Genomic DNA, 21,066 nt, shown 5'->3' with positions numbered 1-21,066 from the left:
AACTCAAGGAGTTCAAGCGCATCGCCATGCGAAGCGACAAGACAGACAGATCATTCGCAGCAATGATTTATCTCACCGCCGCTATCATCAATTCACGGTAATTCCCAACAGACCCCAAAAAGCTTCACCAAAAACTTTTGATTTTATCAAACCCGTCCCAAGATAGCCGGGGTGTCACACATTCTGGCTGAATGACACCCCGCTCCGGAGATCAGGCGTAGATCGGGAAGCGTGCGCACAGCGCCTTGACGCGGGCATGCACATCCTGCTCCGTCTTCGGGCAGCCTTCTTCACCGACCTTGGCCAGCGCGCTCAGCACTTCGTCGATCATCACGCCGACTTCGCGGAATTCCGCAGCGCCAAAGCCACGCGCCGTCGCCGCCGGACTGCCGAGGCGGATGCCCGACGTGATGGCGGGCTTTTCGGGATCGAACGGAATGGCGTTCTTGTTCGCCGTGATGCCTGCACGCTCCAGACTGCGCTCGGCGGCACGTCCCGTCACGCCCTTGGGACGCAGGTCGACGAGGATCAGGTGGCAGTCGGTACCGCCCGTGACGATGTCGAACCCACGCTCCACCAGCGTTTCGGCCAGCACGCGGGCATTTTCCGCCACTGCCTTCTGGTAGTCGATGAAATCGGGGCGCAGCGCCTCACCAAAGGCCACGGCCTTCGCCGCGATGACATGCATCAGCGGGCCACCCTGCAGACCGGGGAACACCGCCGAATTGATCTTCTTCGCAAGGTCCGCGTCATTGGTCAGAATCAGGCCGCCACGCGGGCCACGCAGCGTCTTGTGCGTGGTGCTGGTCACGACATGGGCATGCGGCACCGGCGACGGGTACAGCCCTGCGGCGACAAGACCGGCGAAATGCGCCATGTCCACCATCAGGAACGCGCCGACCTCGTCCGCGATCGCTCGGAAACGGGCGAAGTCGATGACGCGGGGATAGGCCGAACCACCGGCGACGATCAGCTTGGGCTTCGCCTCGCGCGCCAGGCGTTCCATTTCCTCGTAATCGAGCAGGCCGTCTTCCTTGCGCACGCCATACTGGACGGCATTGAACCACTTGCCCGAATAGTTCGGAGCCGCGCCATGGGTCAGGTGGCCACCGGCGGCAAGGCTCATGCCCAGCACGGTGTCGCCCGGACGGACCAGCGCCATGAACGCCGCCTGGTTGGCGTTCGCGCCGGAATGCGGCTGCACGTTGGCGAATTCGGCACCGAACATCTTCTTGACCCGCTCGATGGCGAGGGTCTCGACCTTGTCCACCTCGACACAGCCACCGTAATAGCGGCGACCGGGATAGCCTTCGGCATACTTGTTGGTCAGGACGCTGCCCTGCGCGGCCATGACGGCGGCGGACACCATGTTTTCGCTGGCGATCAGTTCAATGCCATCGCGCTGACGGACCTTCTCCGCCTCGATGATATTGGCGACATCCGCATCGACCTCGCTGAGGGGAGCACGAAAAAACTGCTTCAGGCCTGTCTGGTTCATAGGGTCCGACACCGTTATAATTCTCCATCGTCTAAAGACGGCTGATGCCTTCCTTGTGCAAGAGGGCATGGATACAGCGTTGCTATGTGCCATATCGTGGCGGTTAGACAACGCCAAAATGACGGAGCGTCCTGATTTGATCCTTTCGTGTGTCCCGACTGACGGGAAATATCGCGTATGACGCGCCCCGCCCGTGGGGGTTTCCTCTCCTCGCTGCTGCGGCGGCAGGACGTGTCGGCCACAGACAGCCCGGCCGGGGGACTGAAACGCGTCCTCGGGCCGGTCAACCTGATCGCGCTGGGCGTGGGGGGGACGATCGGCGCGGGGCTGTTCTCCCTGACCGGGATTGCCGCCGCCACCAATGCCGGCCCCGCCGTCGTGCTGTCCTACCTGCTTGCGGCCATCGCCTGCAGCTTTGCCGGCCTGTGCTACAGCGAACTGGCCAGCATGATCCCGATCGCGGGCAGCGCATATACCTATGCCTACGCCGCGCTGGGCGAACTGGTGGCATGGATCATCGGATGGGACCTTGTCCTGGAATACGCGGTCGGGGCGGCCGCCGTTTCCGTCAGCTGGTCGCGTTACGTCGCCTCCCTCCTCGCCGGGTGGGGAATCGTGATTTCCCCACGCCTGGTCGCCTCCCCGTTCGAAACGGTGACCCTGTCCGACGGGACGCAGGCGCACGGGCTGGTCAACCTGCCCGCCGCCTTCATCATCGTCGCCATCTCCGTCCTGCTGATACGCGGGATTTCTGAATCGGCACGGGTCAACGGCATCATCGTCGTCATAAAACTGCTGATCATCGCCGCCGTGATCGGCTTTGGCCTGCCCTATATCAAGATGGCGAACTACAGCCCCTTCATCCCGCCCAATACGGGCGAGTTCGGACATTTCGGCTTTTCCGGCGTGATGCGCGCGGCCGGCACGATCTTCTTCGCCTATGCCGGGTTCGACGCCATTTCGACGACCGCGCAGGAAACGCGCAATCCCGCGCGCGACATGCCGATCGGCATCCTCGGCAGCCTGCTGATCTGCACGCTGGCCTACGTGCTGTTTTCCTTCGTGCTGACCGGGCTGGTCAATTACAGGGACATGCTGGGGGATGCAGCCCCCGTGGCGACCGCCATCGACCAGACGCCTTTCGGCTGGCTGAAGGTTGCGGTGAAGATCGGTGTCGTGTGCGGATTTACGTCGGTGCTGCTGGTGCTCCTGCTGGGGCAGAGCCGCGTCTTCTACGCCATGTCGCGCGACGGGCTGCTGCCGCGGATGTTCAGCGTGACCCATTCCGTGCGGCGCACGCCAATCTACTCCCACCTGTTCTTCATGGTGCTGACCGGCAGCTTTGCCGCGTTCCTGCCGATCGACCAGCTGGCGCACATGACCTCCATCGGCACCCTGCTGGCCTTTGCCATCGTCTGCCTTGGCGTCATCATGCTGCGTATTCATGAACCCAACCGTAAGCGTGCCTTCCGCGTGCCGGGCGGATATGTCGTGCCGGTACTGGGCATCGTGTCGTGCCTTGCGGTCATGGCGTCGCTCGACGGGCTGACATGGGTGCGCCTGGTCATCTGGCTGGCGGTGGGGATGGTGATCTATCTCTGCTACGGCCATCGCAACAGCACGCTGGCCCGACGCAACGGACCAGGCGACGGCACGTAAGGCGTCGCACATTTCATGTCCAACGGGTTAACGCATCATAATTTGGCATCAGGCCGGGCCGGTTCCATACTTGCACCGGTTTTTTCAGGAGATTGCAGTTCATGACCATCGGTCGCTTTCCCCACACCCGCCTGCGACGCAACCGCCGGGACAGTTTCACCCGGCGCCTGGTGCGCGAGACCACGCTGACGACCGATGACCTGATCTGGCCGATTTTCGTCACCGAGGGCACCGACAGCGTCACGGATGTCGCCTCCATGCCCGGCGTGCGCCGCGTCAGCCTCGACCGGCTGGCGGCCCATGTGGAGCCAGCGGCGAAGCTTGACATCCCCGCCCTTGCCCTGTTTCCCATCACGCCTGCGGAACTGCGGGATGAAAAGGGAACCGAGGCCCTGAACCCCGACAGCCTGATGTGCCGTGCGGCGCGCCTGCTCAAGCGCGAGTTCCCGGAAATCGGCCTGATCGGTGATGTCGCGCTTGATCCCTATACCAGCCACGGGCATGACGGCCTGATTAAAGACGGGTATGTCGTCAACGACCCGTCCGTGAAGATCCTGACCCGGCAGGCCGTGAACCAGGCGGCAGCCGGAATCGACATCATCGCGCCGTCGGACATGATGGACGGACGTATCGGTTCCATCCGCCAGGCACTCGATACGCAGGGGTTGCAGGACACCCGCATCATGTCCTACGCCGTCAAGTATGCGAGCGCATTCTATGGCCCGTTCCGTGATGCACTGGGCTCTGGCGGCCTGCTGAAAGGGGACAAGAAGACCTACCAGATGGACCCCGCCAACAGTGACGAGGCCCTGCGCGAGGTCGCGCTGGACCTTGATGAAGGCGCGGACATGGTCATGGTCAAGCCGGGCATGCCGTATCTGGACATCATCCAGAAGGTGCGGGAAAAATTCGCGGTCCCGACCTTCGCCTACCAGGTGTCGGGCGAATATGCGATGATCATGGCGGCGATCCAGAACGGATGGCTCGACCGCGACCGCACGATCCTCGAAAGCCTGACCGCTTTCAAGCGCGCAGGCGCCAACGGGGTCCTGACCTATTTCGCGCTCGACGCGGCGCGGCTCCTGCTCGAAGGCTGAGCCGCCTGCCCCGATGCTGGCGCGAAAGAGATGTGATCGCGCCAGCATTGCGGTTTGTAATGCAGATCAGCAAAAGATACGTTATCATCAGGCCATCGTTCTGTTTTCCTGCCTTTCCGCATCGCCGTTTTTCACGATGGGCGCCGGGTATCGGGCAAAGGGCATGAAGACGGGCACCGTGAACTGCTGGTGAAACCGTATGACCTATACATCACCACGGCATCCGCAACTGTTCTATACAACTGCGCCGATGCCCTGCCCCTACCTGCCGGAGCGTATGGAGCGCAAGGTCGTTACCGACATCACGGGCCCGCAGGCAGAACAGCTTCATAACCGGCTTTCGAGTGCCGGATTCCGCCGCAGCCACACGATCGCCTATGCCCCGGTCTGCGCCGGGTGCACCGCCTGCGTGCCAATACGCCTGCCGGTTCACCGCTTCCGGCCCAACCGCACGCAACAGCGGATCTACCGGCGCAACCATGAACTGCTGAGCATGGATGTGCTGCCCCGCGCGACGGAAGAACAGTTCGCCCTGTTCCGGCGGTACCAGCAGTCGCGCCATGGCAATGGCGACATGGCGGGCATGAACGCCACCGATTACCGCAACATGGTCGAGGATACGCCCATCCGGACCTTCATGATCGAATTCCGCGACCGGGAGGGACAACTGGCCTGCGTCAGCCTGCTCGACCGGGTGGAGGACGGACTGTCCGCAGTCTATACCTTTTTCGACCCGGACAGGCCACGGGACTCCCTTGGCACCTATGCCATCCTGTACCTGGTGGAGCGTGTGCGCATGATGGGGCTGTCACACCTCTATCTGGGATACTGGATCAAGGGCAGTCCCAAGATGGCCTATAAATCGCGATTTCATGCGGCCGAAATCATGCGTCGGGGCGTGTGGACCGAACTTGTCGAACCCCAGAACGACACGTCGCATTTCCTGCCGGTGCTGCCGGTTACGGTGGGATAGGGTTTCCTGTCCCCAGGAACGCAACACACCGAGAGAATGTAAAGGCTTAAGGGAGCGCCACCTTCCGGAAAAAAGGCGCTCCCCCAGGGACTTTCACAATCCCGGTCTCAGTCCGCCTTGCGCGGCTTGCGCACCGCCCAGGCCGGGGCCGCACGTCCCATGTCGCCGCGTTTCCCCATCAGGTCCTTCATGTCCGACATTGTGCGCACACGCTGCGGGTCGGGCCATGCAACACCATCCGCCGCCGTAAATACCACGGCGTCACGCAGGTGGCCCTCCTTGTATTTCTGCAGGGCCACGCCAAGGCCACGCGTCATTTCCGGCAACTGTTCCAGCGGGAAGACCAGCATGCGCCTGTTGCTGCCAAGGACAAGGACATGGTCCCCCTGTGCCGGCACGCAGATCTGCGCGCTTTCCCCGTCCTTGAGGTTCAGCACCTGCTTGCCGGTGCGCTTTTCCGCCACCATGTCCTCTTCACGGACAATCATGCCGCGACCCGTGCTCGACGCCAGCAGGCGACGGGCATCCTTGGTCACGGGGAAGATCGTGATGATGTCTTCCTCGTTCGACAGTTCGATTGTCAGGCGCAGGGGCTGCCCGTCCCCACGGCCGCGCGGCAGGTCGGCAGCGCGCAGCGTGAAGGCACGCCCGTCGGTGGCGAAACAGCACAGCCGGTCGGAACTCTGGCATTCCACGATCAGGCGCAGCCCGTCGCCTTCCTTGAACTTCTGCGTTTCCGGATCAACACCATGGCCACGCACCGTCTTGATCCATCCCTTCTGCGACAGGATGACACTCAGCGATTCACGCTCGACCGGCAGGGCGGCGGAAATATCGACCTCGGCCGGGGGGGCCGCCAGCGTGCTGCGCCGCGCACCAAGCGCACCGCCCCCGAATTTCTTCTGGATGCCCCGGATTTCCGACGTGATGTGCTTCCAGCGCAGGCTTTCCTTCTCCATCAGTCCCAGCAGCCCCGAACGCTCCTCGGTCAGGGCAGCATGTTCCTTGCGGATCTCGGTCTCCTCAAGCCTGCGCAGGCTGCGCAGGCGCATGTTCAGGACGGATTCCGCCTGCAGTTCGCTCAGGTCAAACGCCGCCATCAGGGCCGCGCGCGCATCATCTTCCTCGCGGATGATGCGGATGACCTCATCAAGGTTCAGGTAAACCGCAAGGAACCCATCAAGGATTTCCAGCCGCCGGTCCACCGCCTCCAGCCGATGGCGCGTGCGGCGCACCAGCACGTCATGGCGATGGTCCAGCCATGCCTGGAGCACTTCCTTCAGGCTGCGCACCCCAGGTACCTGGTCCGCACCAAGCACGTTCATGTTCAGGCCGAAACGGCTTTCCAGCGGTGTTGCCCTGAACAGGGTCTCCATCAGGACTTCCGGTTCGATCCCACGCGATTTCGGTTCCAGCACCAGCCGGATATCAGCCGAGCTTTCATCGCGGATATCGCCCAGCAGGGGCAGTTTCTTCTGCTCCATCAGGTCTGCGACCTGTTCGATCAGGCGTGATTTCTGCACCTGATAAGGAATTTCCGTCACCACGATCTGCCATGTGCCAAAGCGTCCCTGCTCCACGCTCCAGCGTGCGCGCATGCGAAAGCTGCCACGCCCGGTTTCGTAAGCACGGATGATAGCGTCACGATCTTCCACAATGGTGCAGCCGGTGGGAAAATCCGGCCCCGGCATGACCTCCAGCAGTTGCGCGACCGTCACCGCCGGGTTGCGGATCAGCAACGTGGCCGCGGCACAGATCTCCCCCACGTTATGGGGCGGGATGCTGGTGGCCATGCCCACCGCAATGCCCGCCGCACCATTGGCCAGCAGATTGGGAAAGGCCGCAGGCAGGACGACGGGCTCATGCTCCTCGCCATCATAGGTGGGGCGGAAATCAACGCTGTCCTCGTTGATGCCTTCGAGCAGCGCCTTGGCCACTTCCGTCAGCCGCGCCTCGGTATACCGCATGGCGGCGGCATTATCGCCATCGACGGAACCAAAGTTCCCCTGCCCTTCGACAAGCGGGTAGCGGACGGCAAAATCCTGCGCCAGCCGCACCAGCGCCTCGTAAACCGAGGCATCACCGTGGGGATGGTATTTACCGATGACATCGCCCACCACGCGGGCGCATTTCTTGAATCCCGCAGTCGGGTCCAGCCGCAGTTGCTGCATGGCGAAGATCATGCGGCGATGGACGGGCTTCATCCCGTCGCGCACATCCGGCAGGGAACGCGACATGATGGTGGACATCGCATAGGCCAGATAGCGTTCGCTCAGCGCATCAACGAGCTTTGTATCCTCAACATGACCACGCGTGACATCGACAGACATGAAAACTCCTCCAGCACCGGAAGAACAGATAGCGAAAACAGAGGCTTTGTCCAATGCCTCAATTCGGCAAAAACTATGCGGCCCCTTCCGGGTCGATGGAGAGATCGCCGTTTTCGGCCATTCTGGCCACCATATCGAGCAGCCGGATACGTGCTGCGGGCAACGGGCGGTGACGCTGCCCAAACGCGTCACGGGCAAGGAAATGCCCCGTCAGCCGTAACCCGGCAAGCCAGTCGGCCGGGGTGCCGTCCTGCGCCGGGTCAAGCAGGAATGGCGGCAACGCCAGCAGGCGATCGCGCCACTGCCCCGCATGTTCATCACTGACGGCGCGTCCGCTGCGGGGCGAAACCCATTTCAGGTCATGTTTCTGCCCACTGACGGCACAGCATGACAGGTCCAGCCCGAATCCCAGATCCGACAGCAGGAGCGCTTCCCACCGGATCAACGCCGCCATGCCGGTCTGCCCGGCATCGACCGGATCGAGGCTGATGCAGGCCAGAAGGCGCGTCAGTTCCTGAAAAACCGCAAGGTGTGGTTCACGTTCGGGCAGGCTGGTATCGGCCAGCGCGCACATCGAGGCCAGCATGGCCAGGGGCAGCCCGAAATCCAGCACCCGCGCGGCGGACGCATGGACAAGTTCGCCACGCAGGCCACCAAGCTGGTCCGGCACGCGCGCACTCCATCGGGCGGTGATCAGGTTACCTGCCTGCCAGACCGGCCTTCCCTGTCGTGATGCACCGCCACGCACCATGCCATGATAGAGGCCATGCTTCCCTGTCAGCACATGGGCAATCACGCTGCTTTCCCCATAAGGCATGGCGGAAAGCACAAGGGCGGGAGCTTCCCATTCCATCAGGAAGTCCCCGCCCCTTCAGTCATGCCGATACAAACCGGCAATCACTCAGTGACCAGCAGCCTTTGCCACTTCGGCAGCAAAGTCGTTTTCTTCCTTCTCGATGCCTTCGCCCAGCGCGAAGCGTTCGAAACCGGTCAGCTTCGCACCTGCCTTCTCGACAATGGCGCGGACGCGGCTTTCGCCGTCATGCACCCACACCTGCTCCAGCAGGACCACTTCTTCATAGAACTTGCGGATACGGCCCTCGACCATCTTGCCGATGATCGCTTCGGGCTTGCCCGATGCCTTCGCCTGTTCGATCAGCACCGCGCGCTCACGCTCCAGCGCCTGCGGGTCAACGCCGTCGATATCCAGCGATGCCGGACGGGTGGCGGCGACATGCATGCCGATCTGGCGGCCCAGCGTCTCCAGCGCGTCGCTCGCGCTCGGCGCCTCGACGGCAGCCAGAACGCCGATCTTGCCCAGGCCGGGGCTGACGGCGGAATGGACGTAGGTCGCGACCACGCCCGACGGCACCTTCAGCACGCGCGCACGGCGGATGGACATGTTCTCGCCGATGGTGGCGATCAGGTGCGTCAGTTCGTCGGCAACCGTGCGGCCGCTCTTCAGGACAGCACCCTTCAGCTTTTCGAGGTCTTCGCCAACCTTCAGCGCCGCTTCGGCCACTTCGGTCACGAAGTTCTGGAAATGCTCGTTCCGCGCGACGAAGTCGGTTTCCGCGTTCACTTCGACCATGGCGGCGACATTCGGGGCGGATGCAACACCGACCAGGCCTTCGGCGGTGACACGGCCGGACTTCTTGGCCGCGGCCGACAGGCCCTTCTTGCGCAGCCAGTCGATCGCGCCTTCGATGTCACCCTGCGCCTCGGTCAGCGCCTTTTTGCAATCCATCATGCCGGCGCCGGTCTTCTCGCGAAGATCCTTGACCAGAGCTGCGGTAATTGCCGCCATTATCTGTATCTCCTTACGACAGGCATGCGCCCTGCCGTCGGCAGGGCGCGTCCTTGTAATCCGGTAGGGGCCGGGTCGCATATCGACCCGTCCGGCATGCGCCCCTTATGGCCGCGCATGCCGGGTGGTCAATCAGACCGCAGGTGTCGCCGGGGCGGCAGGGGCTTCCGCCGCTGCTTCGGTGGCGGCCACTTCGATCGCGGGATCGACGGGCAGTTCCTCGGCCGCGCCGAAATCTTCACCCGAAGCGCCAAGCTCGGCGGAAATGCCATCGAGCACCGCGCCCGACACCAGTTCGCAATACAGCGCGATCGCACGGATGGCGTCGTCGTTGCCGGGGATGGGGTAGGTCACGCCACGCGGGTCGGAGTTGCTGTCGAGGACCGCAACGACCGGGATACCCAGCTTGTTGGCTTCTTCAACCGCCAGCTTTTCCTTGTTCGTGTCGATCACGAACAGGATGTCCGGCAGGCCGCCCATTTCCTTGATCCCGCCCAGCGAGCGTTCCAGCTTCTCGCGGTCGCGGGTGATGTCCAGGACTTCCTTCTTGGTCAGGCCCTGGGTGCCGTTTTCCAGCATTTCGTCAATGCCGCGCAGGCGCTTGATCGAACCGGTGATGGTCTTCCAGTTCGTCAGCATGCCGCCCAGCCAGCGGTGGTTGACGTAATACTGCCCGCAACGCTTCGCCGCTTCGGCGATCTGGTCGGCCGCCGCACGCTTCGTGCCGACGAACAGGACGCGGCCACCACCGGCCACGGTGTCGCGGATCGCCTTGAGCGCGCGATCCAGCATGGGAACGGTCTGCTGCAGGTCGATGATGTGGACCTGGTTGCGCACACCGAACAGGAACGGCGCCATGCGCGGGTTCCAGCGGCGGGTGTGGTGACCGAAATGCACGCCGGATTCAAGAAGCTGGCGCATTGTGAATTCAGGCATAGCCATCGTGGCTCAATCCTTGTCTTCTGGTTTGTCCTCCGTGAAGCGCCGGTCCCGTCCGGGACACCAGAGGCACATGCTCCACGTGCGAATTGCCACGGCCAGAACCGCCATGGCAGGGCGTCATATGGCGGTTTTCAGGATGGATTGCAAGTAGGTGCGCGGCGGGAAACCGGGATTCTTTTGGCCGCATGCCCGTGTGCGGGCGGCACTTTGGTCTCCCGTTACTCCGCCTCTTCGCGCGGGCGGCGACCGGGGGCGACCTTTCCGAACCATGCGATGACCGGACGCATGCAGATCAGCAGCATCATCAGCGACGCCAGCACCGAGGCGCTTGCCGCCCCTTCGAGATGCCATCGCCACGCCATGAAATAGACCAGCGGCAGATAGGCGAGCGTCACGACAACCCGCGCCATCAGGACCCGCGACACCTGCCCCACGACCGTCAGCAGCGGTTCAAGCGGCACGATGCCCAGCCCCATGATCGCATTGCCCAGCAGCAGCATGATCATCAGGTTGCCACCGGGCCAGTGCACGCGCAGCATCCATGTCAGGAGCGTATTGCCCGCGACCATGGCGAAAAGCATCAGGAGCAGCGAAAACCCGCCGATCAGCATGAACAGGCGCAGCGTGACATGCTTCAGGCCATACCAGTCGTGCTTCTCCCTCAGGCGGATGAGTTCCGGATACAGGGCCGGCATCATCAGTTGCGCGGGCTTTGCAATACCGTCACCGATCTGGCGTGACACGCGATAGACCGCGGCATCCGCAGGCCCAAGCAGCCCCCCGACCAGCAGGGTGCCGAACTGGTTGAACACCGTGCCAAGGACATGATTGCCACTGGTGGACAGTGTGAAACGCCAGATGCCCGGCGCATCGCCGGCTTCCAGTTGCCTCAAGGGCTGGAACCGCCGCACCCTGCCCCCGCTGCGCAGCAGCCACCATGCCATCGCGCTGTTGGTGATGAACAGGGCAAGCTGCGTCATGCCCCAGACCATCATGAAATAGTACAGCCCCATATGCAGCCACAGGCCAAGGCCCGTTCCCACCATGCGCACCACCACGCCGGACAGGTCGCATGCGCTGCTGAGCCAGAAGGCGTTGCACAGCCGGAATACACCGGTCGACCATCCCGTATTCATGACGCAGATGGTCAGCATGTAGACCATGGCCGCGAACTGGTCTGCCTGTGGCCACCCCATGGACGTGCCGAACAGCGCCACCCCCAGCATCCCGACAAGCGCGCCGGTCGCCCCGCTGAGCAGGTCCGCGCGCATGCAGAAAAACAGGATGCGGTGAAAGCGTGGCAGGTCGCCCTTCACGAACGGCTCGTTCCCGTAATGCAGCAGGGGCTGCCATGATGGCAGGTGGGTGGCCGACGAAATGGCGGAGCCAAACGTCGTCACCAGCATCAGCACACCGAACTGCGACAGGCCAAGCGCACGAACGGACCATGCCATGTACAGGAAACTGCACACGGCATTGGTCGCGCGTCCCGCGACAAGGAAGCCGGTATTGCCAAAAATCCGCCGAAGCGCGCCAGTCTCCTCAACCGCCATGGGGTATTCCGCCCGGTGACAGTATCGAAGGGCCTGATTTTGACACAGGTAAGGAAATGATCACGCTTGTTTCCGTCTCTTGCCGCGGGCGGCGGGGATCGGCCACAAGGTGCGTCGTGGTCGGACCAGAGGCAATACTATCCATCGCGACATAGTGTAAAACGCTCCGGAAGGTAAGACTACCCCCCGGCTTTTCACGCCCCTGCCCCACGAGTTCATGCCTGTCCCCGCCACGTGTCGCGGCCAGCGCCCAGCCAAGGGCGATGAACACCCATCCCGCCGTCGGCTGGGTGGAAAATGAACTTGTGGACTGCAGCGGCCAGACGATGACAAACGCCAGGACGCACATCACCATCTGCTCCACCCCCATATGCACGCGCAGGCCCTTCATCATGGGATGCAGCAGGGCGATGACCAGCAGGCAGAACAGGACCAGGCCCGGCACGCCCGCCATGGTCGCGACCTGTATGTAATAATTATGCGGATGCAGGTTGCAGCCCGGCGCGCCCCCATGGGGGCCATCGGGAATGCCAAGCGCGGGCAACCCGCGGAAATAGGCCGGATTGGGACAGTTGATGCGAAACCCGTCATAGCCCACCCCGACCAGAGGATGGTCGGACACCATCACCCCTGCCCGAATGAACAGCATGCCATAGGGACTGTCCGCGAAACTGTGCATCTGGTGCTCGAAGCTGATGACCAGCTTGTTATAGGCCTGGGGCGCCACAACGGGTGACAGCGCAATTCCGCCAGTCCCGATCAGGCAGGCCAGCACAAAAGGCAGCCGCAGCGAACGTACCATCAACGCCAGGCATAACGTCCCGAACACGAAAAGCAGGGTTGGCATGCGCTGGGAAATCAGCAGGAATGTCAGGATCAGCAGGACAAGCCCCCCTCCGGCGCAGAGCAGGCCGCCACGGGTGCGCCGCTGCGCGCAGGTGATGATGACCGGCATCAGGCCCGGAAAGGCCGTCATGAACAGCGCCTGCCCCGCACGCGGGGCCCACAAAGGCCCCAGGAGGGCGCCATCTTCCCACCGGCCATATCCCATGATGTTGCGTCCGCACAGATATTGCTGCCAGCTTCCTGCAACCATCCAGATCGCTACCCCTGCATACGTGGCGGCAAGCCGACGCCTGTCCCGGGCATCCGTCAGGACCCAGAACGCCATCGCCGCGACAAAGACCGGATATCGCATCAGCAGCACGGACTGTACGACCGCACGCATCGACCCCGTGCAGGCGGAGGCGAGAACGATATCTGCCCCAAGCACGACCGACAGCACGAACCATGGCTGACGCAGCCATGACCAGTCCCGGTACAGGGCGCTGTGGATGACAAACGCAGCGGCAATCAGGCAGAGCAGGATTTCCGCAGGCGCCAGCGCATAGCATAGCAGAAGTGGAAACGCGTACGTCCCCCACATGGCGGCCTGCTTCATCCATGACAGGTCTGGCGGGGAAGGAGCACGGGCGCTGTCGGGCATGATGTTTCCAGATATCGGGATGGGCCGGCCCATTTGTGAAAATTCTGTCCTGTAGGAAAGAGCCACCAGCCATATGGCTGGCGGGAGGGTGTCATTTCGGGAACCGGCGCTGCAGCTGGAAAAGATGAAGGGCTGGCCAAAAACTGAGAATGGCAGCCACCAGCATCGACATACGCAGGGCATTGGCCCCGAAATGCGGGGTCAGCATGTCGCTGATCCACCCGAAAAGCGGCGGCCCAAGGCCGATGCCGACCGCATTTGCGAGCAGCGCATACAGCCCGACCGCGGCCGCACGGCGGTGCACGGGCACCACGGTGGGGATCGCGCCATAGATTGGTCCCGTGGAAAGCGACGAAAGCACTGTCGTCACCACCAGCATCGTCAGCGAAAGGGAAAGCGAATGCGTCAGCACCTGCACGATCTGGAACGGCTGGGAAATGAGGTAGGTCCAGAAGGCAAAGCGCATCGTGCCGCCAAAACCGAAGCGCCCGGCCATCCGGTCGGCGATTGGGCCGCCGATGAAGGTGCCGGCCACGCTTGCAATTCCGATCCCCAGCCCGAACCACGTCCCGGCCTGTCCCGATGTCAGCCCGAAGGAACGCATGTAGAAGGAAACACCCCACAGGGTAACGCCGTATCCCACCACCTGGCTGGTAACGCCAAAAAGAAGCAGGTCACGCAGCGGCGGATTGGTCAGCAGGGCCCGCCACGATCCCTCCCCCCGCTCCACAGGCGGCATGCGGGGTTCACGGACAAACAGGTGCAGCAGGATCGCAACCGGGACCCCCATCAACCCGAGCGCCATGAATGTCACGCGCCAGCCGATATGTTCGACAAGGTAGCCGCCCCCCGCCAGTCCGATGACATAGCCGAGATAGGAAACACCATAAGAAATGGCGAACGACGTGCTGCGTTTCTCCGGCGTCGAATAGGCCGCATTGAGCGAAGATGAAGACGGAGAAAATGCCGCCTGCCCCAGTCCCACGCACACACGTGCCGCCGCCATGGTCGCAATCGTGTGCGTGCGTCCCATCAGGGCCGTGGCGATACTCCACATCGCAATGCCGAACGATGCCATGCGCGCGGCGAAACCACGATCGGAAATCAGGGCGAAAGGCATGATCATCAGGCCATAGAGCAGCGCGAACGCCGTGCCGCCCAGCAGTCCTACCGTCGTGTCCGAGAGATGGAGATCGTGCTTGATCGCATCATTGGCCGAAGAGAAGACGAACCGGTCGATGAAATCCAGCATGCCCGCCACGCCAAGCAGCATGATGACAGCAGGCGACCATCCCCGCCCGGAAGGAATGTCCCCATCTATATCCGGGTCATGCTCGCTCATGCCCTGCGGCCTTCGGGCATGCCCCCGCCCCGTCCCGGTGCGTCATGAGTATCCTGCCTGGATGGCGTATCCCTGTTCGGCGTCATGAATCGTTTCCAGTTCCGTACGTCGCCAGTGTCATTAGCACATTTATGCCAAGACGCTGCCCCCTCGGCCGGACCGCCATCAGGATTGCCCGATGCAGTGGAACGGGCACGGTGCCAGGTCACCTGAACGGCGCGTTTTTTGTGCATGGTGGCATCTAGACGGCAGCGGAATACGTAGCTAAACAGGCGATATGGAGAGGTGGCCGAGCGGTTGAAGGCAGCGGTCTTGAAAACCGCCGTGCGTGTGAGCGTACCGTGGGTTCGAATCCCACCCTCTCCGCCACGCGACCACCTCCGGCTCGGGCACTTCTTTCCAGACATCATCCATCAGATCCGCCCGTGGCGCATGGGACTGCAGTTTTGAATATTCATCTGCAGATGGGGATGGATGCATTGGCGAGAAAATAATCTCGCCAGATGAGACATGAAAATCTCAAATACTGTCTTTATTTTTGGAAATGCAGCGCTTTTCGAAGCTTTTTGGAAAAAGCTTCACCAGAAACTGTTTCCCGATTTAATGGTGTAAATACAGTAAAGCCTGCATCCGGTCTGGATGCAGGCTTTCTGCTTCATACCATATCCGTGAGCGGATCAGGCGACGCGACGGTTCCCACCGCGCGGGCCACCATGCCCACCGGGACGGCCGCCGCGACCATTGCCGCCACCGCCGCCAGACCGGCCACCACGTCCACGGCCGCCGCCACCCAGCACGGGCGGGCGCATCGTGGAATTGGCAGCAGCCTCGGAATGATAGGGATGTTCCTGCACGACCGGGATCTTCTTGCCGATCGTCTTTTCGATGTCACGCAGCCACGCCCGCTGCTCCGCATCGCACAGGGATACGGCCCAGCCGTCACGCCCCGCACGCGCGGTCCGGCCAATGCGGTGGACATAGCTTTCGGGCACATTCGGCAGGTCATAGTTGAAGACATGCGTCACGTCATCGACATCGATGCCGCGCGCGGCAATGTCGGTCGCAACCAGCACCTTCACCGCACCGGAACGGAAACCCGACATCGCACGCTCGCGCGCGCCCTGCGACTTGTTGCCGTGGATGGCCTCCGCCGTGATGCCGTGCTCGTTAAGGAAGGCGGCAACCTTGTTGGCTTCATGCTTCATCAGGGTGAAGACGACGGCGCGTTCCACCTTCGGCGAGTCCACCAGCAGCTTCAGCGCCTCGCGCTTGTTCGCGGTGTCCACATACATGACGGCCTGGCGGATACGGTCCACCGTGCTGGACGGCGGGGTAACCTGCACCGTGGCGGGATCACGCAGCAGCCCATGCGCCAGTTCGGAGATGCTCTTGGGCATCGTCGCGGAAAACAGCAGGGTCTGGCGGTCGGTCGGCAGGGTAGCGACAATCTTGCGGATATCGCGGACAAAGCCCATGTCCAGCATCCGGTCTGCCTCGTCCAGGACAAGGATCTCCAGCCCGGACAGGTCCACATGCCCCTGCCCCATCAGGTCAAGCAGGCGACCCGGGGCGGCAACCAGAACGTCAACGCCACGGCGCAGCGCCTCGATCTGGCGGCCCTGCCCGACGCCACCGAAAACCACGGCATGGGTGAACTTCATGTGCCGCGCATAGGATGCGAAACTGTCATCGATCTGCGACGCCAGTTCACGCGTGGGCGCCAGCACCAGGGCGCGGGCACCCTTGGGATGGGCGCGGCCCTTGCTGGTCAGCAGGTGGTTGAGGATCGGCAGCGCGAAAGCCGCCGTCTTGCCGGTGCCGGTCTGCGCCAGCCCCAGCAGGTCACGTCCCTGAAGCAGATAGGGAATGGCGCCAGCCTGGATCGGGGTGGGCGTGGTATAGCCTTCCTCGTTGAGGGCACGCAGCAGCGGCTCCGCAAGATGAAGATCGGCGAACGTTGTCATGAAAAGCGCCTCCTGGCGCAAGGAAATATGGCCGGAAACGTCACGACAGCATGCGCGTCCGGAAAAACCTGATGAAGGAACACAAGACCTGCCCCTGCCGGTTCGCGCGGGGCGGCCGTCTGTCGTCGCAAAGTATCAGGTGTCGGGATGAAACTGGTCCTGTCGCTTCTGTCGTGTCCCCCGCGTCAAGGACACGCGCCTACATGCCAGCAACCGGGACAGGCGCGGTCCGTCCCTTGGCGCGGCTTCTATCGGTTTGTGTCACTGCCCGCAAGTTTTTTCCACGTCCCCACGCCTGCGATGGCGTCAGCCGGGAAAACGGTCCGTCAGGATGACCTCCCCATCCGGCAGCGCACCGACCCGTGGCGCGGCCTCCTGCGTGGCCTTGCCGATCACCACGAACATGGCGACCACATGATCGTCGGGCAGGTTGATCAGTTTTCCCACCGCATCGTAATCGAACCCGTCCATCGGGCAGGTCTGGTATCCACGCGCGGTTGCCGCCAGCATCAGCGTCTGCGCTGCAAGGCCCGCGCTGCGCATGGTTTCGTCGCGCTGCACCCATTCGCGTCCCATATAGTAATCGCGGATCATGCCCGCCATCTGGTCCTGCACCGCCTTGGGCGCGCCGTTGAAATAGCGGGCGGGGTCCTTCTTCCATGCCGCCATGTCGGCACAGATGACCACCAGCGCGGACGCATCCGTCACCTGCGCCTGGTCCCATGCCACCTTGCGCAGTTGCGCGCGCAGGGCCGGGTCCTTCACCACGACGAAACGGCAGTGCTGGATGTTGAAGGCGCTGGGCGCATGCCGTGCCGCATGCAGCAGGGCCGCAAGTTCGGCATCATCAAGGCGATAGGTAGGATCATATGCCCTTATCGCGCGACGTGTGCGGATTGCCTCGAATGTCTCCATGACCTTCTTCCTTCTGCCGGAACGTGGCGGGAAGTACGCCCTTGCCTGCGATGCCGCAGGAACAGCGCCTGTTCCCCGAACAGGCTGGCCAGACGGATGGAACGCCGCGACGACGCGCGCTCACCTTCCCCATCCACGGCCATCCATTGCTGCACAACGTAACCCTCGTTCCGGCACAAGGTCAAAAAATCCGGAATCGTGCAGGAATGGACAAGATCGCGGCCCATTGCGGAAACGGTCCGGCCCACGGTGAAGCCGACATCCCGTAAATACGGACATGACAGGCCGCCATGCCCCGGTCCCCATGACATCTGCCCACAGCCTGCGCCGGACATCACGACAGCGTGACGTCTGCCCGGCACAACTTTCATGCAGAAGGGTCGTTATAACACGATGCCTTCGCCACGGCCGCCCTATACTGGCCGTGGCCCCACCATTACGGAGCATGCAATCATGGCGATCAGGAAATACGGCACGGCACAGTGGACGGGCGGTCTGAAGGATGGCAAGGGCAACGTCTCGACCGAAAGCGGCGCCCTGTCCAAGCAGCCCTATGGCTTCAACACCCGCTTTGAGGATACGCCCGGCACCAACCCGGAGGAACTGATCGGCGCGGCCCATGCGGCGTGTTTCGCCATGGCGCTGTCTGGCGTGCTGGGCAGCAAGAACATCACGGCCGACCTGCTGGAGACCAAGTCCACCGTAACGCTGGAAAAGAAGGATGACGGGTTCGCCGTGACGGCAGTGCACCTCGACCTGCACGCCACGGTGCAGGACGTCGATTTTGCGACCTTCAGCGAACTGGCCAATACGGCGAAGACCGGATGCCCCATCTCCAAACTGCTGAACGCGCCCATTACGCTTGAAATCGTGCTGGAGCAGTAATGCGCGAAGGGGGCGATCAGCCCCCGACCTGCCCCCGGTGGCGCAGGAGATGGTCGGCCAGCACGCAGGCCATCATCGCCTCGCCCACCGGCACGGCACGGATGCCGACGCAGGGATCATGACGTCCCTTTGTCATGACCTCCACCTCCTCACCCGAACGGGTGACGGAAGGCACGGGGGTCAGGATCGAACTTGTCGGCTTGACGGCAAACCGCGCGACAACCGGCTGTCCCGTGGAAATCCCGCCAAGGATGCCGCCCGCATGGTTGGAGGCGAACTGCACCGCCCCATCCTGCATGCGCATCGGGTCGGCATTCTGCTCACCCGTCAGGGCGGCTGCGGCAAAACCTTCGCCGATTTCAACGCCCTTGACGGCATTGATGCTCATCAGCGCCATGGCAAGGTCTGAATCGAGCTTGCCATAGATGGGCGCCCCAAGCCCCGCAGGCACGCCTTCGGCCACGACCTCGATCACCGCGCCGATGGACGAGCCGTCCTTGCGGATTGCGGCCAGAAGTTCCTCCCACTGCGCAAGGGCCACCGGATCGGGGCAGAACAGCGGGTTGCGATCCACAAGGTCCCAGTCCCAGCGCGCGCGATCCACCCCGATCGCACCGACCTGCACCAGGGCCGCGCGGATTTTCACCCCCTGCCCCAGCACCTTGCGCGCCACGGCACCCGCGGCGACACGCATCGCCGTCTCCCGTGCGGAGGAACGGCCGCCGCCACGATAATCGCGAATGCCGTATTTGCGGTCATAGGTCACGTCGGCATGGCCGGGACGATAGCGTTCGGCAATGTCGCCGTAATCACGCGAACGCTGGTCGGTATTATGGATCACCAGCGAGATCGGGGTGCCTGTCGTCTGCCCCTCGAACACGCCGGACAGGATTTCCACCCGGTCGGCTTCCTGCCGCTGCGTCGTGAATTTCGACTGCCCCGGCCGACGGCGGTCCAGCCATGGCTGGATGTCCGCCTCACTCAGCGGCAGGCGCGGCGGGCATCCATCCACCACGCAGCCAATCGCCGGACCGTGGCTTTCGCCCCAGGTCGTGACACGGAACATGTGACCGAAGGTGTTGTACGACATCGTTTTATGCCCTGCCGCCCTGGTGTCAGCTTCCCGCGACGGTCATGTCAGGGGCCGTGGGATTCTTCATGCCCACGATATGATATCCCGAATCGACATGATGGATTTCCCCGGTCACGCCGCCCGACAGGTCGGACAGCATATAGAGGCCCGCGCCCCCCACTTCCTCAAGCGAGACATTGCGCTCCAGCGGGGAATTGTACTGGTTCCATTTCAGGATGTAGCGGAAATCCCCGATCCCGTTGGCCGCCAGCGTCATGACCGGCCCGGCGGAGATACCGTTGACGCGGATGCCATCGCAGCCAAGGTCCACCGCCATGTAACGCACCGAAGCCTCCAGCGCCGCCTTGGCCACGCCCATGACGTTGTAATGCGGCATGACACGTTCCGCCCCCAGATAGGTCAGGGTCAGCAGCGAACCGCCCGATTTCATCAGGCGCGCGGCACGACGCGCCACCGCCGTGAAGGAATAGCACGAGATGTCGAGCGCCTTGAGGAACGCCTCACGCGGGGTATCGACATAACGGCCGCGCAGGAACTGCTTGTCGGCCCATCCGATCGCATGCACCACGAAATCGATCTGGCCCCATTCCTTCTCGATCGCGTCGAAGGTAGCGTCAATGGCCGCGTCATCGCCGACATCGCACGGCAGCACCAGCGTGGACCCCACGGACTCAGCCAGCGGCCGCACGCGCTTGCCCAGCGCCTCGCCCTGGTAGGTGAAGGCCAGTTCGCCGCCCTGCTCCGCCACGGCGCGGGCGATCCCCCACGCGATGGAGCGGTCGTTCGCGACGCCCATGACAAGTCCGCGCTTGCCTTTCATCAAAGAACCTGTAGCGGAGATTTTGGCCGCGCCGTCTGACATGCTACTACCCTTGGTGGTGAATGGCGTATGAAAATTTCGGCATGGTGGTCGCACAAGCCGAAGCATCGGACAAGGTCCGGCGCATGGAATTGTAGCGATTAATGCCGCCGTCGTAATTTACCTTATATTTCGATATGTTTCGCACCGGACCATACGCTGCCCGCAAAATGTGGTCCCCAGACCGGAAAATGCACATGACCACCAGACTGATCGACCTTGATGCGGATCCTTTCGACCTGTTCGACGCATGGATGAAGGACGCCGTGGCGCATGAACCCAATGATCCCAACGCCATGGCGCTGGCCACCGCCACGCCGCAGGGTCGCCCGTCGGTGCGGATGATCCTGCTCAAGGGGGCGGACCGGCGCGGGTTCGTGTTCTATACCAACCTCAACAGCCGCAAGGCGGGCGAACTGAAGGCCAACCCGCACGCCGCCCTGCTGTTCCACTGGAAAAGCATCCGCCGCCAGATCCGCATCGAAGGGCCGGTCGAACCCGTCACCCCGGCGGAGGCGGACGCCTATTTCGCAAGCCGCAGCCGCATCTCCCGCCTTGGGGCGATCGCCTCCAACCAGTCCCACCCGCTGGCTGACCGCGCCGTGTTCGAGGCACGCCTCAAGGAACTGGAAGCCCTCTACCCCACGGAGGACACCCCCATCC

At 62.9% G+C, this 21,066-nt stretch carries 17 protein-coding genes, 1 tRNA gene and 1 pseudogene; 6 read left to right on the top strand and 13 right to left on the bottom strand.

Going from position 1 to position 21,066, the window contains the following annotated elements; translation table 11 throughout:
* Nucleotides 1-211: 211 nt before the first annotated feature.
* A complete protein-coding gene (glyA, locus tag KMAL_RS13530; protein WP_110096168.1) occupies nucleotides 212-1,498 on the bottom strand; it encodes a serine hydroxymethyltransferase in 1,287 nt (428 codons plus the stop codon).
* A gap of 177 nt (nucleotides 1,499-1,675) precedes the next feature.
* Between glyA and KMAL_RS13525 the strand changes: the two genes are divergently transcribed.
* The 3 genes from KMAL_RS13525 to KMAL_RS13515 all read left to right on the top strand — a co-directional run bounded on the left by KMAL_RS13525 (nucleotide 1,676) and on the right by KMAL_RS13515 (nucleotide 5,227).
* Entirely contained in the window at nucleotides 1,676-3,157 is a 1,482-nt protein-coding gene (locus tag KMAL_RS13525) for an amino acid permease (protein ID WP_110096167.1), read from the top strand.
* 101 nt (nucleotides 3,158-3,258) lie between these two features.
* Nucleotides 3,259-4,254, top strand: coding sequence for a porphobilinogen synthase (gene hemB / locus KMAL_RS13520; protein ID WP_110096166.1), 996 nt, complete (start codon nucleotides 3,259-3,261; stop codon nucleotides 4,252-4,254).
* Nucleotides 4,255-4,453: 199 nt separating this feature from the next.
* On the top strand, nucleotides 4,454-5,227 hold the full coding sequence (locus KMAL_RS13515; RefSeq protein WP_110096165.1) for an arginyltransferase: 774 nt from the start codon (nucleotides 4,454-4,456) through the stop codon (nucleotides 5,225-5,227).
* Nucleotides 5,228-5,334: 107 nt separating this feature from the next.
* Here the strand turns inward: KMAL_RS13515 and parC are convergent, their stop codons facing one another.
* The 7 genes from parC to KMAL_RS13480 form a co-directional block, all read right to left on the bottom strand.
* On the bottom strand, nucleotides 5,335-7,557 hold the full coding sequence (gene parC, locus KMAL_RS13510; RefSeq protein ID WP_110096164.1) for a DNA topoisomerase IV subunit A: 2,223 nt from the start codon (nucleotides 7,555-7,557) through the stop codon (nucleotides 5,335-5,337).
* 73 nt (nucleotides 7,558-7,630) lie between these two features.
* Nucleotides 7,631-8,410, bottom strand: coding sequence for a DNA repair protein RecO (recO, locus tag KMAL_RS13505; RefSeq protein ID WP_110096163.1), 780 nt, complete (start codon nucleotides 8,408-8,410; stop codon nucleotides 7,631-7,633).
* A gap of 48 nt (nucleotides 8,411-8,458) precedes the next feature.
* On the bottom strand, nucleotides 8,459-9,364 hold the full coding sequence (gene tsf, locus KMAL_RS13500; protein ID WP_110096162.1) for a translation elongation factor Ts: 906 nt from the start codon (nucleotides 9,362-9,364) through the stop codon (nucleotides 8,459-8,461).
* Between the two features lie 132 nt (nucleotides 9,365-9,496).
* A complete protein-coding gene (gene rpsB, locus KMAL_RS13495; RefSeq protein ID WP_110096161.1) occupies nucleotides 9,497-10,306 on the bottom strand; it encodes a 30S ribosomal protein S2 in 810 nt (269 codons plus the stop codon).
* Nucleotides 10,307-10,524: 218 nt separating this feature from the next.
* Entirely contained in the window at nucleotides 10,525-11,859 is a 1,335-nt protein-coding gene (locus KMAL_RS13490; protein WP_110096160.1) for a lipopolysaccharide biosynthesis protein, read from the bottom strand.
* The gene (locus tag KMAL_RS13485) at nucleotides 11,849-13,345 is read right to left on the bottom strand and encodes an O-antigen ligase family protein (RefSeq protein ID WP_239020145.1); all 1,497 of its coding nucleotides are present in this window, start codon (nucleotides 13,343-13,345) and stop codon (nucleotides 11,849-11,851) included. Before KMAL_RS13485 ends, KMAL_RS13490 begins: the two co-directional genes overlap by 11 nt.
* Before the next feature lie 91 nt (nucleotides 13,346-13,436).
* Nucleotides 13,437-14,687, bottom strand: a complete 1,251-nt coding sequence (locus tag KMAL_RS13480; RefSeq protein WP_110096159.1) for an MFS transporter — start codon at nucleotides 14,685-14,687, stop codon at nucleotides 13,437-13,439.
* A gap of 279 nt (nucleotides 14,688-14,966) precedes the next feature.
* On the opposite strand from KMAL_RS13480, the gene KMAL_RS13475 reads away from it, so the two are divergent.
* A tRNA-Ser gene (locus KMAL_RS13475) sits at nucleotides 14,967-15,056 on the top strand.
* Between the two features lie 308 nt (nucleotides 15,057-15,364).
* Here the strand turns inward: KMAL_RS13475 and KMAL_RS13470 are convergent.
* From KMAL_RS13470 to KMAL_RS17670, 3 genes and pseudogenes are all read right to left on the bottom strand, one after another.
* Nucleotides 15,365-16,651: a DEAD/DEAH box helicase gene (locus KMAL_RS13470; protein WP_110096169.1), complete on the bottom strand. Its 1,287-nt coding sequence runs from the start codon at nucleotides 16,649-16,651 to the stop codon at nucleotides 15,365-15,367.
* A 306-nt stretch (nucleotides 16,652-16,957) separates the two neighbouring features.
* Nucleotides 16,958-17,566 carry a nitroreductase family protein gene (locus KMAL_RS13465; RefSeq protein ID WP_110096158.1) on the bottom strand — a complete coding sequence of 203 codons (609 nt, stop codon included), beginning with the start codon at nucleotides 17,564-17,566 and terminating at the stop codon, nucleotides 16,958-16,960.
* Nucleotides 17,527-17,778, bottom strand: a pseudogene (locus KMAL_RS17670) (hypothetical protein); the annotation flags it as partial. The gene KMAL_RS13465 and the pseudogene KMAL_RS17670, both read right to left, overlap by 40 nt.
* Nucleotides 17,779-18,019: 241 nt before the next feature.
* Here KMAL_RS17670 and KMAL_RS13455 point away from each other — a divergent pair.
* The gene (locus KMAL_RS13455) at nucleotides 18,020-18,451 is read left to right on the top strand and encodes an OsmC family peroxiredoxin (RefSeq protein WP_110096157.1); all 432 of its coding nucleotides are present in this window, start codon (nucleotides 18,020-18,022) and stop codon (nucleotides 18,449-18,451) included.
* A 16-nt stretch (nucleotides 18,452-18,467) separates the two neighbouring features.
* On the opposite strand, the gene aroC is transcribed toward KMAL_RS13455, so the two are convergent.
* Nucleotides 18,468-19,541: a chorismate synthase gene (gene aroC / locus KMAL_RS13450; RefSeq protein ID WP_110096156.1), complete on the bottom strand. Its 1,074-nt coding sequence runs from the start codon at nucleotides 19,539-19,541 to the stop codon at nucleotides 18,468-18,470.
* Nucleotides 19,542-19,566: 25 nt separating this feature from the next.
* Nucleotides 19,567-20,406: an enoyl-ACP reductase FabI gene (gene fabI, locus KMAL_RS13445; RefSeq protein ID WP_110096155.1), complete on the bottom strand. Its 840-nt coding sequence runs from the start codon at nucleotides 20,404-20,406 to the stop codon at nucleotides 19,567-19,569.
* Nucleotides 20,407-20,600: 194 nt separating this feature from the next.
* Between fabI and pdxH the strand changes: the two genes are divergently transcribed.
* On the top strand, nucleotides 20,601-21,066 hold a 466-nt coding region (gene pdxH / locus KMAL_RS13440; protein WP_110096154.1), incomplete at its 3' end, for a pyridoxamine 5'-phosphate oxidase.

Source organism: Novacetimonas maltaceti, from assembly GCF_002906255.1.
Lineage (GTDB): Bacteria > Pseudomonadota > Alphaproteobacteria > Acetobacterales > Acetobacteraceae > Novacetimonas > Novacetimonas maltaceti.
The sequence above is the reverse complement of the archived record's forward strand: the minus strand, read 5'-3'. Positions and strand labels throughout refer to the sequence as shown.

Excerpts from the sequence above, each read along its gene's own strand:
- recO (WP_110096163.1), bottom strand. The coding sequence starts at position 8,410 with ATGGAATGGGAAGCTCCCGCCCTTGTGCTTTCCGCCATGCCTTATGGG.
- KMAL_RS13465 (WP_110096158.1), bottom strand. The coding sequence starts at position 17,566 with ATGGAGACATTCGAGGCAATCCGCACACGTCGCGCGATAAGGGCATAT.
- fabI (WP_110096155.1), bottom strand. The coding sequence starts at position 20,406 with ATGTCAGACGGCGCGGCCAAAATCTCCGCTACAGGTTCTTTGATGAAA.
- glyA (WP_110096168.1), bottom strand. The coding sequence starts at position 1,498 with ATGAACCAGACAGGCCTGAAGCAGTTTTTTCGTGCTCCCCTCAGCGAG.
- aroC (WP_110096156.1), bottom strand. The coding sequence starts at position 19,541 with ATGTCGTACAACACCTTCGGTCACATGTTCCGTGTCACGACCTGGGGC.
- rpsB (WP_110096161.1), bottom strand. The coding sequence starts at position 10,306 with ATGGCTATGCCTGAATTCACAATGCGCCAGCTTCTTGAATCCGGCGTG.
- KMAL_RS13525 (WP_110096167.1), top strand. The coding sequence starts at position 1,676 with ATGACGCGCCCCGCCCGTGGGGGTTTCCTCTCCTCGCTGCTGCGGCGG.
- hemB (WP_110096166.1), top strand. The coding sequence starts at position 3,259 with ATGACCATCGGTCGCTTTCCCCACACCCGCCTGCGACGCAACCGCCGG.
- KMAL_RS13490 (WP_110096160.1), bottom strand. The coding sequence starts at position 11,859 with ATGGCGGTTGAGGAGACTGGCGCGCTTCGGCGGATTTTTGGCAATACC.
- KMAL_RS13480 (WP_110096159.1), bottom strand. The coding sequence starts at position 14,687 with ATGAGCGAGCATGACCCGGATATAGATGGGGACATTCCTTCCGGGCGG.
- parC (WP_110096164.1), bottom strand. The coding sequence starts at position 7,557 with ATGTCTGTCGATGTCACGCGTGGTCATGTTGAGGATACAAAGCTCGTT.
- tsf (WP_110096162.1), bottom strand. The coding sequence starts at position 9,364 with ATGGCGGCAATTACCGCAGCTCTGGTCAAGGATCTTCGCGAGAAGACC.
- KMAL_RS13515 (WP_110096165.1), top strand. The coding sequence starts at position 4,454 with ATGACCTATACATCACCACGGCATCCGCAACTGTTCTATACAACTGCG.
- KMAL_RS13455 (WP_110096157.1), top strand. The coding sequence starts at position 18,020 with ATGGCGATCAGGAAATACGGCACGGCACAGTGGACGGGCGGTCTGAAG.
- KMAL_RS13470 (WP_110096169.1), bottom strand. The coding sequence starts at position 16,651 with ATGACAACGTTCGCCGATCTTCATCTTGCGGAGCCGCTGCTGCGTGCC.
- KMAL_RS13485 (WP_239020145.1), bottom strand. The coding sequence starts at position 13,345 with ATGCCCGACAGCGCCCGTGCTCCTTCCCCGCCAGACCTGTCATGGATG.